The sequence below is a fragment of the Streptomyces hilarionis genome, from assembly GCF_024539675.1.
GTDB lineage: Bacteria > Actinomycetota > Actinomycetes > Streptomycetales > Streptomycetaceae > Streptomyces > Streptomyces hilarionis.
The window spans coordinates 1-15,496 of record NZ_JAHHIT010000004.1; the positions used below are offsets into that span (position 1 = coordinate 1).

Here is a 15,496-nt window from a genome sequence, read left to right on the forward strand (position 1 = left end):
CCCCACCCCCTGCCACCGCTCGTCCCTGCGCGCCCCGCCGACCGTGCGTCCGCGAGGGCGTGGCATCCCCCCCCCGCAGAACGAGGTGAGTCAGCCATGAGCACATCTCGCAGAAGCCTGCTCGGCGCGGCGCTCGGCGGCGCCGCGGCGACCACGGTCGCCGGTCTGCCCGGCACCGCGCACGCCGCGTCCTGGCAGCAGAAGTGGGCGCCGTCCGCGAGCCGCGACGGTCTGCGCGCCTTCGAGACCGTCGAGGACGACCGCGCGAACTCCCACCCGTCGGCCCGGCCCCACATCTTCGCCACCGGCGACAACTGGCGCTTCAACATGCACACGTCCGACCGGGACACCTCCACCGACCGCCAGCGCCAGGAAGTCACCGGACTGCGCAACGGCAGCGGCGACGACTACCTCAAATGGACCTCGGGCCAGACCTGGCGGGTCACCTACTCGATGTACATCCCGAGCTCGCTGAAGGCCACCACGACCTTCACGCACATCATGCAGATGAAGCAGCCCGGCAACGGGACCTCCCCGATCGTCGTGCAGTCCCTGCGCCGCGTGAACGGCCGGCAGACCATCGAGCTGAAGCTCGCCGTCGACGACATCCTCGTCGGCCGCACCGACCTGGACCCGCTCCACGACACCTGGACGGACGTCGACTTCCAGATCAAGGTCGGCAACGGCTCGGCGGGTTCGGTCCGCTGGATCCTCAGGAACGGCGGCTCGACCGTCGTCGACGCGTCGAAGACCGGGGTGGACACCTTCCTCGCCGACCGGGTGCGCCCCAAGTGGGGCATCTACCGCTCCCTGGGCGACACCTCGGGCTCCCTTCAGGACACCTACCTCCTGCTCACCAACCTCCGCGGCTACCGACTCGGGTGAGGAGCCGGCCCATGAAACCCCCCACCGCAGAACCCCACACCCCCCTTCCGGGCAGGAAGGGCCGGCCGCCGCGACTGCGCGGCACGGGCCTCCTGCGTGTCAGAGCCCTGATCCCGGCCCTGGCCGGGATCCTCATCGCCTCGGCGGTGGCGCTCCCGGCCGCGGCCCGCCCGGAACCCGTCCGCCCGCACCCCGTCCTTCCGGCCGCCGCCCGGCAGGCCCCCGCGTCCGACAACGGCCGGTCACTGCGCCCCGCCATGGGCTGGAGCAGCTGGAGCTTCGTACGCCGCACCCCGACCGAGGCGAAGATCGAGGCCCAGGCCGACGCCCTGGTGTCCAGCGGCCTGAAGGACCACGGCTTCGTCTACGTCAACCTCGACGACTTCTGGCAGAAGTGCGACGACAACGGCTTCGTCGTCGACTCCTACGGCCGCTGGAGCGTGGACCCGGCCAAGTTCCCGGGCGGCATCAAGGCGCTGGCCGACCGCGTCCACTCCAAGGGCCTGAAGTTCGGCTTCTACGTCACCCCCGGCATCGCCAGGAACGCGGTCAGCCGGAACACCCCGATCGAGGGGACCCCGTACCACGCGAAGGACATCGCGGACACGTCGAAGACGGAGAAGAACTACAACTGCAAGAACATGTACGCCATCGACTACGACAAGCCCGGCGCACAGGAGTTCGTGAACTCGTGGGCCAGGCAGTTCGCCTCGTGGGGCGTCGACTACCTGAAGATCGACGGAGTGGGCAGCGCCGACATCCCCGACGTCGAGGCCTGGGACGAGGCGCTACGGGCGAGCGGACGGCCCATCGCCTTCGCCCTCTCCAACAACCTGCCGATCGCCGACGCCCCCACCTGGCGCAGACTGGCGAACAGCTGGCGCACCCAGGGGGACGTGGAGTGCTACTGCGGGCCGGGGAGCAACGGCAGCGGCTATCCGCTGACCGACTGGTCCCACGTCTCCAAGCGCTTCGACTCCGCCGCGGCCTGGCAGCCGTACGCGGGTCCGGGCGGCTGGAACGACCTGGACTCGCTGGAGATCGGCAACGGCGACCGGGTGGGCCTGACGGCCGACCAGCGGCGCTCGCACTTCACGCTCTGGGCGATGGCGGCGGCGCCGCTGCTGCTCGGCACCGACCTGACCCAGCTGGACTCCGTCGACAGGGCGATGCTGACCAACGACCGGCTGACCGGCGTCGACCAGGACGGGGTCGCCGCCCGGCGGATCGTCGACAGCGGCGCGAAAGAGGTCTGGAGCAAGAAGGAGAGCGACGGGCAGTACGTCGTCGCGCTGTTCAACACCGCCGCCTCGGGCAGCGCGACGGTGAGCGTGAACTGGTCGCAGGTCGGGTTCAGCGGGTCCGGTGACGTGAGCGACCTCTGGTCCGGGTCCCACAAGGGCGTGATCGCCGGCTCCTACAGCGCGACCCTGCGCCCCGGCGAGACCCGGCTCGTACGCGTCAGGCCCGTCGGCTCGGCGACGGCCGCCAAGGCCGCCGCGTCGCCCCCCGGCTTCGCCGTTGCCCCCTACGAGTACCTCGGCTGGGGCGACCCGCAGAAGCCCGCCTCCGTGATGTCGGCGACCGGAGTCAGGTGGTTCACCCTCGCCTTCATCCTCTCCGACGGCGGCTGCAACCCGAAGTGGGACGGCTCGCGCCCGCTCACCGGCGGCAGCGACCAGTCCACGATCAACGCGATCAGAGCCGCGGGCGGTGACGTCGTCGTCTCCGTCGGCGGCTGGAGCGGCGACAAGCTGGGCGAGAAGTGCTCCAGCGCCTCCGCACTCGCCGGCGCCTACCAGAAGGTGATCGACGCCTACCGGCTGAAGGCCTTCGACGTCGACATCGAGAACACCGAATGGTCCAACGCCACCGTGCGGCAGCGGGTCGTCGACGCGCTGAGGACGGTCAAGGCGAACAACCCCGGCCTGAAGACCGTCATCACCTTCGGCACCACGTCCGGCGGCCCCGACTCCACCGGCGTCGACATGATCAGGCGCGCCGCCAACTCCGGTCTGGCGAACGACGTCTGGTGCATCATGCCGTTCGACTTCGGCGGCGGCGCCACGGACATGGGCAGCCTCACCACCCAGGCCATGGAAGGCCTCAAGGCCCGGGTGAAGTCGGCGTTCGGCTACAGCGACGCGACCGCCTACGCGCACACCGGCCTGTCGTCGATGAACGGCAGGACCGACGACTCCGGTGAGCGCGTCCGCCTGGCCGACTTCCGGACGATGCTCGCCTACGCCCGGCAGCACCACATCGGACGGCTCACCTACTGGGCCGTCAACCGCGACCGGGCCTGCGGTCCGGGCGCCGACGGCGACTCGTGCAGCGGCGTGTCGCAGCAGCCGTACGACTACCTCAAGGTCTTCACCCAGTACACGGGCTGAGGGGAACTTCCGTGACCACCAAAGACATCAGAAGACTTCTGCCGTACGGCGTCGCCGCGGTCCTCGCGCTGCCGCTCGCCGTGCTCGGCCAGGGCGCCGCGCGCGCCGCCACCGACTACCAGGCCGAGGACGCCGTGATCTCGCAGGGCGCCGTGGCCGCCAACCACACCGGCTACACGGGCACGGGCTTCGTGGACTACACCAACGTCAAGGGCTCGTCCGTGGAGTTCACGGTGAGCGTGGCCTTTGCGGGCTCGTCCGCCCTCACCCTCCGGTACGCCAACGGCACCGCCGTCGACCGTCCGATGGACATCTCCGTCAACGGGACGGTCGTCGCCTCCGGCATCTCCTTCCCGTCCACCGCCGACTGGAACACCTGGGCCACGAAGACGGTGACCGTCCCGCTGACCGCGGGCACCGACAGGATCCGGGCGACCGCGACCACCGCCGGCGGCGGCCCCAACCTCGACCGCATCGGCCTCGACGCGGCCGCCGACGCCCAGGCCCCGACCCGCCCCGGGCAGCCCAGCTGCTCCGACATCGGCGAGAACGGCCTCACCCTGTCCTGGGGCGCCTCGACCGACAACGTCGGCGTGACGGCGTACGACCTCTACGAGCACGGCAACAAGATCGGGGAGGCGCCCGGGAGTTCGACCTCCAAGGCACTCACGGGGCTCACCCCGGACACCGGCTACGACCTCACGGTGATCGCCCGTGACGCCGCCGGCAACACCTCGCTCGCCAGCCCGGTCGTGGACTGCACCACGAAGCCCAGCTCCGACACCACCCCGCCGAGCAGGCCGGGCACGCCGTCCGCGAGCAACGTCACCGCGAACAGCGCCGACCTCACGTGGGGCGCCTCCACCGACGACCGGGCGGTCGTCGCCTACGACGTACGCAGCGGCGCCACCGTCTACGACACGGTCACCGGCGGCACGTCCACCACGCTCACCGGGCTCGCCTGCGACAGCCCGTACAGTCTGAACGTCGTCGCCCGGGACGCCGCGGGGAACGCGTCCGCACCGACGGACACGGTGAGCTTCACGACCAAGGCGTGCACGAACGACGGCGGCGTGCCGTCCTCGGTCACCACGTCCTCCACCGGCTGGACCATCCCCTGGGGCATCCACTGGATGCCCGACGGCAAGAGCGCCCTGGTCACCGAGCGGGACGACTTCCGGGTCTGGAAGGTCACCAAGGACGGCACGAAGACCCGGGTCGGCACCGTCCCGAACACGGTCACCACCGACGGCGAGGGCGGCCTGCTCGGCGTCGCCGTCGACCCCCAGTGGGCCTCCGACCACTACGTCTACTTCATGCACACCGCGTCCGAGGGCAACCGGGTCGTCCGCATGACGTACGACGGCGACTCGCTGACCGGCTACAAGATCCTGCTCCAGGGCATCAAGAAGAACCGCTACCACAACGGCGGACGGCTCGCCTTCGGCCCCGACGGCTACCTCTACGTCTCGACCGGCGAGGCCCAGACCCCCGCCCTGGCGCAGGACAAGAACTCCCTGAACGGCAAGATCCTGCGCATGACGACGGACGGCAGGGCCGCGCCCGGCAACCCGTTCGGCACCTACGTCTACAGCTACGGCCACCGCAATCCGCAAGGCCTCGCGTTCGACCGCAACGGACGGTTGTGGGAGGCCGAGTTCGGCAACAGCTCCAAGGACGAGCTGAACCTGATCAAACCGGGCGCCAACTACGGCTGGCCGACCTGCGAAGGCTCGTGCGACGTCGCCGGCATGACCAACCCGAAGAAGACCTGGAACGTCTCCGAGGCCTCGCCGAGCGGCATCGCCATCGTCCGCAACTCCGTCTACATGGCGTCGCTGCGCGGCGAACGGCTGTGGCGCGTCCCCATCGAGGGCGACTCGGAGAAGGTCGGCACGGCGACGGCCTACTACGTCGGCACGTACGGCCGCCTGCGGACCGTCACCAAGGTGCCGGGAGCCGACCAGCTGTGGCTGTCGACCACCAACTGCGACAACAACGGGGGCGCGGCGGACGGCTCGGACAAGATCCTCCGGGTGACCATCGGCAACTGAGGCCTCCCGCACGGCCGTTCTCCCGGGCCGGCGCCGCCTCCGCCTCCTGCGGATGCGGAGCCGGCCCGGCGGGATCAGAGCCCGGTGACCTTGGCACTCGCAGAAACCTCGTAGACCAGCGTGACCGTGCGCCGGCCGCCGGGCGGCAGGACGAGGTTCCAGCGGGCGATGCCGTCGGCGTCGACCCCGTCGGGAACCGGCGAGCAGGCGTCCTCCCGCACGCGGGTCTGCACCGCCGACACCTCCGAGACGGGGATCCGCTCGCGCACCACGACCGTCTGGTCGCCGTGCTCGCCGGGGGTGGAGAAGCGGGAGACGTGCAGCCGCACGGTGCGCGTGACGACGGTCCGCTGGGTGATCGCGGAGGTGTCGCGGGTCTCCTCGGTCTGCCGGACGACCCGGTGGTCGTCGCGGCTGCCGTAGGCGAGCTCCACGGCAGCGCCCGGGGCGGTGAACTCCAGTGCGCCGCGGCCGCTGAACCCGCTGTGGCGGACCAGGTCGACGGGGCCGGCCAGGAGCGCGTGGCCCGACCGGTTGTCGAACCGGACCACCTCGGTGACCAGCGGCGACAGCTCGGGCGCGCAGGCGTACTCGATGCCGGCGGTCGTGGTGAACGCCGACAGCGGCACCCGGTGGGCTCGCCCGTCGGCCGGCACGGAGACCGGTGCGGGGGCGCTCAGCACGCGGACTTCGCCGCCGTCGTCGACTCCCGGCAGGCCGAGCACCGGGGCCGGGCCGAGGTCGGCGACGTCCTCCTCGCGCACCTCCACCTCGACCGTGCGGCGTTCCGCCGAGGTGCGGTCCTGGAGGACGAGCCGGTTCTCGCCGAGCCGGGGCGGCTCGGTCGCGAGGGCGGAGCGCGCCGTCGACAGCGTCAACCGGACGTCCGACCAGTCCTCGCCGGTGCGTTGCCACACCATCGCGTCGGTCTCCAGCGCGAGGGAGCCGTCGTCGAGCACGGCCCGGTACGCGGGCCGCCACAGGGCGCACGGGGTGAGATGGCTCAGCCGCAGCGTGGCCGGACCGGCGGCCGCCGCCTCGACGGTCAGTTCGACGTGGCCGATCAGCTCGGGCGGTTCCGCCCCGGCGAGGTCCATGACCCGCCGGATCTCGTCCAGTTCGGCGTGCAGGGCGGCCGACTCGGCCTCCACGGCGCGCAGTCGCTCACCGTGGGCGTCGCGCTCGGCGTCCACCCGGTCGAGTTCGCGATGCCAGCGCGGTCCTTCGCTCTCCCCGAAGCCGGCGCCCTCGCCGATCTCCCGCAGCAGGTCGGCGGCGAGACGGCCGAGCACGTCCAGACGCGTCCCCAGTCGCTCGCGCTGCCGGCCGAGGGCCTCCAGCTCCGCTTCCAGGGCGGTCATGCGGTGGCGCAGTGCGCTGTCGTCGTCGGTCGGCCGCGGTCCGCGCGGCCGCCACCTGCGCACGATCCGCACGTCGAGCACGGAAGCGGTGCCGGGCGCGGTCAGTTCGGCGTGCAGCGTGCGGTCGACGGCCAGTGCGCTGACGGGCCCCAGCCGCAGGCGCCGGACCCCGGCCTCCAGATCGAGTTCGGCGGTGCGTTCGACGTGCGCGCGGTCCTCCAGGCAGGTGACGGCGGTGACGGGGAGGGGGATCGGCTCCGGTGCCGTGGACATGGGCGGTGTCAGCTCCTGCGGTTGCCGCCGGCCAGGGCCTTGGCGGACGGGATGCGGATCTCGTAGCCGCCGTCGAGGGCGGTGGCGCCGCCGGCGGGCAGGTCCACCCGCCAGACGCGGGTGCCGGGGGTGTGGTGCTCCGTGCCGGTGTCGTCGCGGGGGGCCGACCAGTCGGCCCGCTCCTCGATCCGCACGTCCGCGTCGGAGGTGACGGGGACGCGCTCGCGCACCTCCACGGTGACCGGCCCGGCGAGACGGTTGGCCAGCTCCACGTGGACGCGGTGATCGAGGACCGTCGTGGAGTTGCGCAGGCCCGAGGTCGACTCGTGCACCGTGGTGCGGCGGGTGACCCCGATGCCCTCGGCCGGGCCGAGCCCGACCCGGCAGACACCGCCCGGGGCGAGCGTGGGCAGCGCGGCGGTCAGCAGGAAGTCGTCCCCGACGACGACCTCCACCGGGCCGGCCAGCAGCGCCTGGCCGGTGGAGTGGGAGAGCACCAGCGTGCCGTACACCGTCTGCTCCACGGACGGCACGCAGAGGTACTCCGTGCGCAGGTCCACCGGGATCTCGCCGACGGTGACGGTGTGCCAGGCGCCGTCCGAGGGGATGTCGGTGCGGGCGATGGCGTCGAAGCGGTGGTCGAAGGATCCGGCGGACACCCGCGGCGGCACGGCGTGACCGGGCAGCGGCAGCGCGGCCACCGCCTCGGCGCGGCGGCGGTACTCGGCCGCCACCGGGTCGTACGGGACGTCGGGGAACAGCCGGCCGCGCCGGCCGCCCTGCTCCTCGGGGCCGCTCAGGACGAGCGCGGGGTAGTCCAGCTCGTCGCCGCTCGGCCGCGGCGGACCGGTCGGGGGCGTGGGCGGCGGCACCGCCGAGCCGGGGGCGGCGGGCGCGGCGGACCGTGGCGCCATCGGCCGGCCGGAGGCCGTCGGGACCATCGCGGCGGGCGCCGCCGGCATCATGCCGCCGCGCTGCCGCGCCCCGCCGCCCGGCCCGAAGGACGCGGCCGGGGCAGGGCCGCCGGCAAGCGGCGGGGGCGGGGGAGCGCCGTAGCCGGCGAAGCCGTCGTGGTCCGCGGACTCGCCATGGCCCGCCGGTGGTCCCGCGCTTCCCACCAGGACCGGCTCGCCCCGGCCCTTGGCCATCGCCCGGGCCATCGGAGCCTCGACGCCGTCGGGGCGGGTCCCTGCCGCGTCGTACCCGGCGAATAGGTCGGCCAGGCCGGCCGGCGGCTCGCGCCAGCCGGACGGCGCGGGGGAGGGCTGACGGCGTCCGATCCGCATCGAGCGGAGCCGGGGCAGGTCGGTGCGGCGTCGCAGGTCCGCGGTGGCCAGGGCGATGCGCACGCCGGTCCAGTCCTCGCCGGTGCGCTGCGCCACGGAGGCCCGCAGCACCAGGCGGCCGCTGTCCTCGCCCCGACGGTGGGTGAGCCGGTAGGCCGGAGCCCACACGGCGCCCGGCACCGCGTACTCGATCTCCACCTCCAGCTCGCCCTCGGGCTCGGCTGCTGCTCCGGCCCGCGCCCCCGCCGGCGTCGGGTCGACGAGGGCGCCGAAGGTCAGGACCGCCGAGACGGTCGTGCGCACCTGCGCGGGCGGCGCGTCGGTGGAGGCGCGGTCGAGCCGGTCGGAGGCGACCAGGAACGCGTGCTCGGCGCGCTCCAGGGCCTCTTCCAGCTCGGCGAGACGGGTGTGCAGCGACGTCAGCCGCTCGTCGACGAAGTCGGCGAGGCCCAGCCACGCGTCCACGGGGGTACGGCGGTGGGGGTCCTCCCGGCGGCGGGCGGGCGGGACCGGGCGGACGGCCCCGACCTCCTCGATCAGACCGAGCTGCCGGTCCCGGCGGCCCTGCGCCGCCGCCCACTCGTCGCGCCGCAGCTCCACCTCGCGTCGCAGCGCGTCGGAGTCGGCCGCGTCGAGCGGTTCGGCCTCCACCTCCAGCCGCGCCTCGACGACGCTCACCGCGCCGGAGCCGCTCACCCGGGCCCGCAGGGATCCAGGGTCCAGCGAGCGCGGCAGCCCCGTCACCCGGACGCGGCCGTCCGGCGGCACCGTGCCGCGGGCCAGCCGGCGGCAGACCGCCCCCTGCGCGTACACCACGACCTCGTCGAGGGCCGACCCCCACCGCTGTGCCGTCTCAGCCGTCATGTGCTCCGTCCCCCGTCACGCCGGTTGGAGGTGAAGCCTACTTGCGGCCCGTCGGCCGTGCGCACGGGAATGCCGTGCCCGGTGGTCGCCCCGCAGCGAGGGGCTCAGCCGGCGCGCAGGCCCCGGTCGGCGAAGGCGATCAGCCACTCGAAGCTCTCGTCGACGTCGGCGCTCCACTGGAAGCCGCCCGCCGCCTGAAGGGTGGCGAAACCGTGGCAGAGGCTGCGGAGCATGCGCAGGGCGTGGTCCACGTCGGACTCCGCCACCTCGTAGCCGCGCAGGACGGCGGTGAACGCGTCCAGCAGCCGGGCGCCCCCGGCGGCCAGCGGGTCGTCCGGCCCGGACGGCTCCATGCCGATCGTGGCCGCGTACCGCCCGGGATGCTCCACGACGAAGGCGCGGAAGGCACGGGCCGCGGCCGCCAGCGCGTCGCGTCCGGCGCGACCCTGCACGGCGACGCCGACGGCGTCGGCGGCCTCGCCCAGCGCCAGGGCCGCGATGCGGCGGGTGAGGTCCTCCTGGCCGCCCACGTGCTTGTACAGGGAGGGGGTGCGCACGCCGACCCGTTCGGCGAGCAGGCCCATCGTCAGCCGGTCGAGGCCCACCTCGTCGGCCAGGGCGGCGCCCGCCGCGACCACGGCGGCGGAATCCAGGCCGGCCCTAGGCACGGGCGGCGTCCGAGCGGAGGAAGGCGAGCACGAGGGAGACCACCTGCTCGGGGAACTGGTCGTGCGGGTAGTGCCCCGCGCCCTCGATCATCTCGACGCGGCCGAGGCCGGAGGGCAGGGCGTCGACGATCGCAGCGCCCTCGGCGCGCGGGTCGGCCCAGTCGGGGTCGAGCGTGCCCATCACGACCAGGACCGGGCAGCGGACGGCCCCGAGCTGGGCGCCGGCGTCGGTGGGGGCGCTGCGGCCCATGCCCTGCATGGCCTTCATCCGGCCCGGCTCGCGCAGCCGGGATTCGAACAGCGCGAGCCGCTCGCTCCAGTCGGCCGGCCGGACCCCGGGATAGGCGACGCCGAGGTAGGAGCGCCACAGCCGCACGCTGCCGAACGCGCTGGTGCCGAGCAGCCGCAGGATGCCCTGCCGGAAGCGCTTGACGCGCAGGTCGCCGAGGCGCGGCGACTGCTTGCGGGTGAAGGGCGCCAGCTCGACGACGGCGGTGATCAGGGAGGGCTCCCGGGCCGCGGCGATGGTGGCCGCACCGCCGGACACGGAGTGGCCGACGAGGACGGCCGGGCCGCCCAGGTGGCGGACGACGGCGAGCAGATCGCCCGCGATGGCGGTGCGGCTCCAGTCCGCCCAGTCGGCGCCGGACTCGCCGCAGCCGCGCAGGTCCACGGCGGCGACCCGGTAGCCCGCCGCGACGAGCTGGGGGACGACCGCACGGTAGGCGGCGCGGCTGTCGCCCATGCCGTGCGCGAGCACGATCAGCGGCCCGGAGCCCGCCACCTCGTAAGCGATCGTGCCGCCGTCGACGGTCAGATACTCGGTCATGGCTTCCCCAGATGCTCGGCTAATGGCGTTAGCCAAAAGCTAATCGCATTAGCCTGGGTTGTCCACGGCGTCGTTCTCCGAGGGGTCGGCCGGGCTCATCGCGGCGGCGGCGGGGGCGGCTCGGCAGGGCAGCGGCCGGCCGTCGGCGGTCCGTCGGCGGTCCGTTCGGTCCGGGAGAAAATCTGTAGTGGCCGGAGTAGACATGGACCCTCTCCAGGGCTAGAGTTTCTGGCATACCGAGAAAGTCGAAGGCGAACGAAGTGGGCGTGGCGGCACGATGCCGCCACGCAGGCAGAGGCGGCCCGTGCGGGCCGTGAGCAGTACCCGTGGAATCCAGCAGTGCAACCGATCAACCGAAGGTGAGGAGCGCACGCCATCAGGATCGCCCGGGCGAGGGAACAGTTCGCCCGGGTACCGCAGGCCCCCGATGGGAAGGTGGTCCCCGGTCACGCATCCGCGATCCCCGCAGCAGCACCCTCTCGGGTGTCCCCTGCGGAACAAAATTCCGGCGAAGTCGGCCGGCAGATGGTGTTGAAGGCTCGGGGCCCGGGTGCCGGCATGGCGCCCGGGCCCCCCGACGCGTCTTGTGGAAGAAGAGGTCTATGCCCCCTCGCAGTACCCCCTCCGTCGCCCCCATCGATGACGACGACTACCCCGCCTACACCATGGGCCGGGCTGCCGAGATGCTCGGCACCACCCCCGCCTTCCTGCGAGCCCTCGGCGAACACCGGCTGATCACCCCGCTGCGCTCCGGAGGCGGACACCGCCGCTACTCCCGATACCAGCTGCGCGTCGCGGGCCGCGCCCGCGAACTCGTCGACCAGGGCACGCCCATCGAGGCCGCCTGCCGCATCGTCATCCTCGAGGACCAGCTCGAGGAGGCCCAGCGCATCAACGAGCAACTGCGCGCCCAGGACGGCACGGCGCAGCCGGCGGGTCCGACCGCCGCCACCTCTTCCTGATCGCCGGCGGGCGGCGGTCCCGGTCGTCCCACGGGCCGTCGCCCCGCCGTGTGCGCCCCGGCGGTGCGGGTATCCGCTCCGCACACCGCGTGTTTCGGGGAACGGCCCCGAACCCGACCGGGAGAGGTGCACATGTCCGCGTCCCTCGTGGAGACCGTCGACGTCGAAGCCCCCGTCAGCGTCGCCTGGCAGTTGTGGAGCGACGTCACGCGGTGGCCGTCCTTCCTGAGCCACGTACGTCTGGTGGAGCCGATGGACGGCCGCCGTTTCGCCTGGCAGCTGCAACTGCCCGGAGCCGACAAGAACTTCGTGGCCGAACTGACCGAGGTCGTCCCCGAGGACCGCATCGCCTGGCACACCGTGGAGGGCGTCGAGCACGCGGGCGTGGTCACCTTCCACCGGCTGAGCGACACCGCCAGCCGCGTGACCGTGCAGATCGAGTACGACCCCAAGGGGTTCGTCGAGCATCTCGGCGCCCTCACCAACCTCGACTCCGTCCTCGCCAACTACGACCTCGGCCAGTTCCAGAAGCTCGCCGAGAAGACGGCGGCGTCCTGACCCGCGCGGTCGCCGGGCGCCCCGCGCCCCCCACGGCGGGCTCCCGCGCGCGCCTGAGCCGCCGGGCCCGATGTGGGGGAATCGGGGGGATTTCGGCCGGACGTTGCATGGGACCAGCGGATGAGGGATGGTTGCCGGACGGCAATTCTTTTCGAGTGGCAGAGAGGTGGTGGGGTGCGCTACGCGTTCCCCCGCTTGTGATTCCTTCTCCGGGTACCTCCGAGCGCCCGCGCGGCGCCGCATGGAGCGACGCACCCTGTCCCGTCGTCGTCCTGGACGGCGAGGGGAGCGTCGTCGAGGCGAACGACGCGGCCCGGGACCTCTTCGCCCGCCAGGCCGACGACGACACGGCGCCGGGCGGCCTTCCCCTCTGGCTCGCGCACGCCCACGGCCGCCTCGGATCGGCCGACGCGCCGCCCCTCGTCGCGGGCGCGGTGGCGCACCGCACCTTCGCGGCGCACCCCTCGCCCGGCGAGGGCGGGAACGTGGTCTGGTGGCTGCTGGAGGACACCGGTCAGCGCGCCGCCGAGCAGGCGCTGCGCAGCGAACGGGAACGCACGGCGCTGCTGGCGGAGGTGTCCGGCGCCCTGCTGTCGTCGCTGAACGTGGACCGCTGCACGGAGGTGACTGCGCGGATGGCCGCTGATCATCTGGCCGACGCGGCGCTCATCGTCGCCCCCGCCCAGGGGCGCCGCCACTGGCTGACGTACGCGCAGGCGGGCGGCCCGGTCACCCAGACCGCGGCGCACGTCGACGCCACGACCGTGCCCGGCCTCGCCGAGGCGCTCCAGGGCTTCCCGCCGGTCCCCACCCGCTGGATAGACCCCGACGGCCTCCCCGACTGGGTCGTCCCGCCCGGCTTCGACGGCCCGATCGGATCGGTGATCGTCACCCCGCTGCCCGGACACGGGGTGCCGGCCGGCGTGCTCGTCCTGCTGCGCTCCAGCACCCAACGCGCGTTCACGGACGGCGAGGAGGTCTTCGCCCGGCTGTTCGCGGCACGGGCCGGCGCGGCCCTCTCGGCGGCGCGCCTGTACGCCGAACAGGCGTCGATCACGGCCACCCTGCTGCGGGAGCTGCTGCCGCCCCGACTGGAGCGGGTCCACGGCGTGGAGTACGCGGGAGCCTTCCGCGCGTCGCAGGACCACGAACGCGTCGGCGGCGACTTCTACGACGTCCACCCGGCCGCCGACCCCGCCCAGGAGACCTTCGTCGTCCTGGGCGACGTGGCCGGCAAGGGCCTGGAGGCCGCCGTGCTCACCGGGAAGATCCGCACCGTGCTCCAGGCGCTCCTGCCGCTCGCGGACGATCACCAGCGGGTCCTCGGCCTGCTCAACGACGCCCTGCTGCACGCGCACCAGACACGCTTCGCGACGCTCGTGCTGGCCTCCGTGCGCCGCCGCTCGGGGCACGTGGAGCTGCGGCTGACCAGCGCCGGGCATCTGCCGCCGCTGATCGTCCGCGCCGACGGCCGGGTGGAGGAGGCCGACACCGGCGGCACCCTGGTGGGCGCGCTGCCCCACGTCACCGCGCGCAGCACGGACGTCGTCCTCGCGCCGGGGGAGACGTGCCTGCTGTACACGGACGGGATCACCGAGGCCCGCGGCGGCCCGCTGGGCGACCAGCTCTACGGCGAACCCCGCCTTCAGGAGGCGCTGCGCGAGTGCGCGCGGATGCCGGCCCAGGCGATCGTGGAGCGGGTGCAGATGCTGGTGGCGCAGTGGCTGGGCGAAGGCCGCCACGACGACCTGGCGACGCTGGCGATCACGAACCCCACAGGCGGCCACGGCGCGCTGCGCATCGTCGACGGCCACGAGGACCGGCGCCGTCGCCGGGAGCAGCGATGACGGCCGAGACCGCCCGCGTCGCCGACGCCGAGCGGCTCATGGACCGGCTGTGGGCCGCCGTGACCGACAGGGACGAGCCGGCCGCGGTGCGCACGGTGTGCGCGGCGGCCGACGCGGGAGCGGACGAGGAGGCGCTGCTGCTGGACGTCGTCGCACGGGTCCAGCACCGGGTGGGCGTCGAATGGGCCGCCGACCGGATCAGCGTGGCCGAGGAACACGCGGCCAGCGCGATCACCGACCGGGTCGTGGCCGCCCTCGCCCACCGCCGCGCCGCGGTGTCCGAGCCCGGCACGCGCGGGCGGGTGACGGTGGCCTGCGTGGACGGCGAGTGGCACGTCCTGCCCGCCCGGCTGCTGGCGGAGGTCCTCACCGGTCGCGGGTGGCGGGTCGACTTCCTCGGCGCCCACACCCCCACCCCGTACCTGATCGAGCACGTCCACCGGACCAACCCCGTCGCCGTGCTGCTGTCGGCGTCGATCCCGACCCATCTGCCCGCCGCGCACAAGGCGGTGACCGCCGTGCAGTCCCTGGGCGTCCCCGTCATGGTCGGCGGCGCCGCCTTCGGCCCCGGCGGCCGCTACGCGCGCCTCATCCAGGCCGACGAATGGGCCTCGGACGCCCGCGCCGCGGCGGACCGCCTCGCCGAGGGAGTCCCCGTGCCGCAGGCGAGCCGACGGCTCCAGATCGACGACCTCCCCCACCTGGCCGACCAGGAGTACACCTTCGTCAGGAACAGCCGCACCGTGCTGGTCCGGCAGGCGCTCGCAGCCCTGGACGAACGCTGGCCGGCCATGCGCTCCTACAGTGCGGTCCAACGGGAACGCACCGCCGAGGACCTCGCCCACATCGTGGACTTCCTGACCGCCGCCCTCTACGTCGACGACGGCGCGCTGTTCACCACGTTCGTCGCCTGGACCGCGGACGTCCTGACCGCCCGCGGCGTTCCGGCCCACGGCCTGGCGCTCGGGCTGAGCGTCCTGGCCGGGCAACTGCACGACTTCCCGCGCGCCCTCGCCTTCCTCGGCGCGGCCGCCGACACCCTGACGTCCGCCCCTCCCGTCCCAGGAATCCCCGCATGACCCGTTACCAGCCGACCGAATTCTCCGTGACCGTGTGCGCCGCCGACGCCCGCGCCCTGCGCGTGGCCGTCCGCGGCGACCTCGACTACGACAGCGGCGACGACTTCGCCCTGACGATGTTCGACATGCTGCGCGAGCACGCCGAGGAGCACGGTCCCACCCTGCGCGACCTCCACCTGGACTGGGCGGAGTTGAACGCCTTCGACTCCAGCGGGCTGTCCGTCCTGCTCGGCGTGCGCCGCCGCGCGCACGCCGCCGGGATCAGCCTGCACCTGCACCACCAGCCGGAGTTCCTGGCCCGCATGCTCCACGTCACCGGCGTCGCCGACTATCTGACGCAGCGTGCGCGCCCGGGCGCGGAGCCGGAGTCGGCGTCGGCGTCGTCCGCGATCGGTGACAGCGGCGGCGAAGCCGCCCCGGTGTCCTGAACGGGTCCG

Annotated in this window: 12 protein-coding genes; 8 read left to right on the forward strand and 4 right to left on the reverse strand. The window is 73.6% G+C overall.

Annotated features, from left to right (window positions below; genetic code table 11):
- Positions 1 to 96 precede the first annotated feature (96 nt).
- Genes KMS84_RS01650 through KMS84_RS01660 form a run of 3 tightly spaced genes read left to right on the forward strand, consistent with a single transcriptional unit; the run spans position 97 to position 5,332 of the window.
- Positions 97 to 885: a polysaccharide lyase family protein gene (locus KMS84_RS01650; RefSeq protein WP_256914172.1), complete on the forward strand. Its 789-nt coding sequence runs from the start codon at positions 97 to 99 to the stop codon at positions 883 to 885.
- An 11-nt stretch (positions 886 to 896) separates the two neighbouring features.
- The gene (locus KMS84_RS01655) at positions 897 to 3,278 is read left to right on the forward strand and encodes an alpha-galactosidase (RefSeq protein WP_256914173.1); all 2,382 of its coding nucleotides are present in this window, start codon (positions 897 to 899) and stop codon (positions 3,276 to 3,278) included.
- A gap of 11 nt (positions 3,279 to 3,289) precedes the next feature.
- A complete protein-coding gene (locus KMS84_RS01660; RefSeq protein WP_256914174.1) occupies positions 3,290 to 5,332 on the forward strand; it encodes a PQQ-dependent sugar dehydrogenase in 2,043 nt (680 codons plus the stop codon).
- 74 nt (positions 5,333 to 5,406) lie between these two features.
- Here KMS84_RS01660 and KMS84_RS01665 read toward each other — a convergent pair whose 3' ends face one another.
- From KMS84_RS01665 to KMS84_RS01680, 4 genes are all read right to left on the reverse strand, one after another.
- The gene (locus KMS84_RS01665; RefSeq protein ID WP_256914175.1) at positions 5,407 to 6,966 is read right to left on the reverse strand and encodes a mucoidy inhibitor MuiA family protein; all 1,560 of its coding nucleotides are present in this window, start codon (positions 6,964 to 6,966) and stop codon (positions 5,407 to 5,409) included.
- 8 nt (positions 6,967 to 6,974) lie between these two features.
- The gene (locus tag KMS84_RS01670; RefSeq protein WP_256914176.1) at positions 6,975 to 9,116 is read right to left on the reverse strand and encodes a DUF4139 domain-containing protein; all 2,142 of its coding nucleotides are present in this window, start codon (positions 9,114 to 9,116) and stop codon (positions 6,975 to 6,977) included.
- A gap of 104 nt (positions 9,117 to 9,220) precedes the next feature.
- Positions 9,221 to 9,754 carry a TetR/AcrR family transcriptional regulator gene (locus tag KMS84_RS01675; protein ID WP_256914296.1) on the reverse strand — a complete coding sequence of 178 codons (534 nt, stop codon included), beginning with the start codon at positions 9,752 to 9,754 and terminating at the stop codon, positions 9,221 to 9,223.
- A gap of 22 nt (positions 9,755 to 9,776) precedes the next feature.
- Positions 9,777 to 10,613: an alpha/beta fold hydrolase gene (locus tag KMS84_RS01680; protein WP_256914177.1), complete on the reverse strand. Its 837-nt coding sequence runs from the start codon at positions 10,611 to 10,613 to the stop codon at positions 9,777 to 9,779.
- Between the two features lie 602 nt (positions 10,614 to 11,215).
- Here KMS84_RS01680 and KMS84_RS01685 point away from each other — a divergent pair.
- The 5 genes from KMS84_RS01685 (at position 11,216) to KMS84_RS01705 (ending at position 15,487) form a co-directional block, all read left to right on the forward strand.
- Positions 11,216 to 11,575 carry a MerR family transcriptional regulator gene (locus KMS84_RS01685; RefSeq protein WP_256914178.1) on the forward strand — a complete coding sequence of 120 codons (360 nt, stop codon included), beginning with the start codon at positions 11,216 to 11,218 and terminating at the stop codon, positions 11,573 to 11,575.
- 132 nt (positions 11,576 to 11,707) lie between these two features.
- Entirely contained in the window at positions 11,708 to 12,133 is a 426-nt protein-coding gene (locus tag KMS84_RS01690) for an SRPBCC family protein (protein WP_256914179.1), read from the forward strand.
- Between the two features lie 197 nt (positions 12,134 to 12,330).
- Positions 12,331 to 13,980, forward strand: a complete 1,650-nt coding sequence (locus KMS84_RS01695) for a PP2C family protein-serine/threonine phosphatase (protein WP_256914180.1) — start codon at positions 12,331 to 12,333, stop codon at positions 13,978 to 13,980.
- Positions 13,977 to 15,059 (forward strand): cobalamin B12-binding domain-containing protein, encoded by a 1,083-nt coding sequence (locus KMS84_RS01700; protein ID WP_256914181.1) that lies wholly within the window; start codon positions 13,977 to 13,979, stop codon positions 15,057 to 15,059. The genes KMS84_RS01695 and KMS84_RS01700 overlap by 4 nt, the downstream gene beginning before the upstream one ends.
- On the forward strand, positions 15,056 to 15,487 hold the full coding sequence (locus KMS84_RS01705; RefSeq protein WP_256914182.1) for an STAS domain-containing protein: 432 nt from the start codon (positions 15,056 to 15,058) through the stop codon (positions 15,485 to 15,487). Before KMS84_RS01700 ends, KMS84_RS01705 begins: the two co-directional genes overlap by 4 nt.
- Positions 15,488 to 15,496: the final 9 nt, after the last annotated feature.

Coding starts and splice junctions, on each gene's coding strand:
- KMS84_RS01665 (WP_256914175.1), bottom strand. CDS start 6,966: ATGTCCACGGCACCGGAGCCGATCCCCCTCCCCGTCACCGCCGTCACC.
- KMS84_RS01670 (WP_256914176.1), bottom strand. CDS start 9,116: ATGACGGCTGAGACGGCACAGCGGTGGGGGTCGGCCCTCGACGAGGTC.
- KMS84_RS01690 (WP_256914179.1), top strand. CDS start 11,708: ATGTCCGCGTCCCTCGTGGAGACCGTCGACGTCGAAGCCCCCGTCAGC.
- KMS84_RS01700 (WP_256914181.1), top strand. CDS start 13,977: ATGACGGCCGAGACCGCCCGCGTCGCCGACGCCGAGCGGCTCATGGAC.
- KMS84_RS01655 (WP_256914173.1), top strand. CDS start 897: ATGAAACCCCCCACCGCAGAACCCCACACCCCCCTTCCGGGCAGGAAG.
- KMS84_RS01685 (WP_256914178.1), top strand. CDS start 11,216: ATGCCCCCTCGCAGTACCCCCTCCGTCGCCCCCATCGATGACGACGAC.
- KMS84_RS01680 (WP_256914177.1), bottom strand. CDS start 10,613: ATGACCGAGTATCTGACCGTCGACGGCGGCACGATCGCTTACGAGGTG.
- KMS84_RS01705 (WP_256914182.1), top strand. CDS start 15,056: ATGACCCGTTACCAGCCGACCGAATTCTCCGTGACCGTGTGCGCCGCC.
- KMS84_RS01650 (WP_256914172.1), top strand. CDS start 97: ATGAGCACATCTCGCAGAAGCCTGCTCGGCGCGGCGCTCGGCGGCGCC.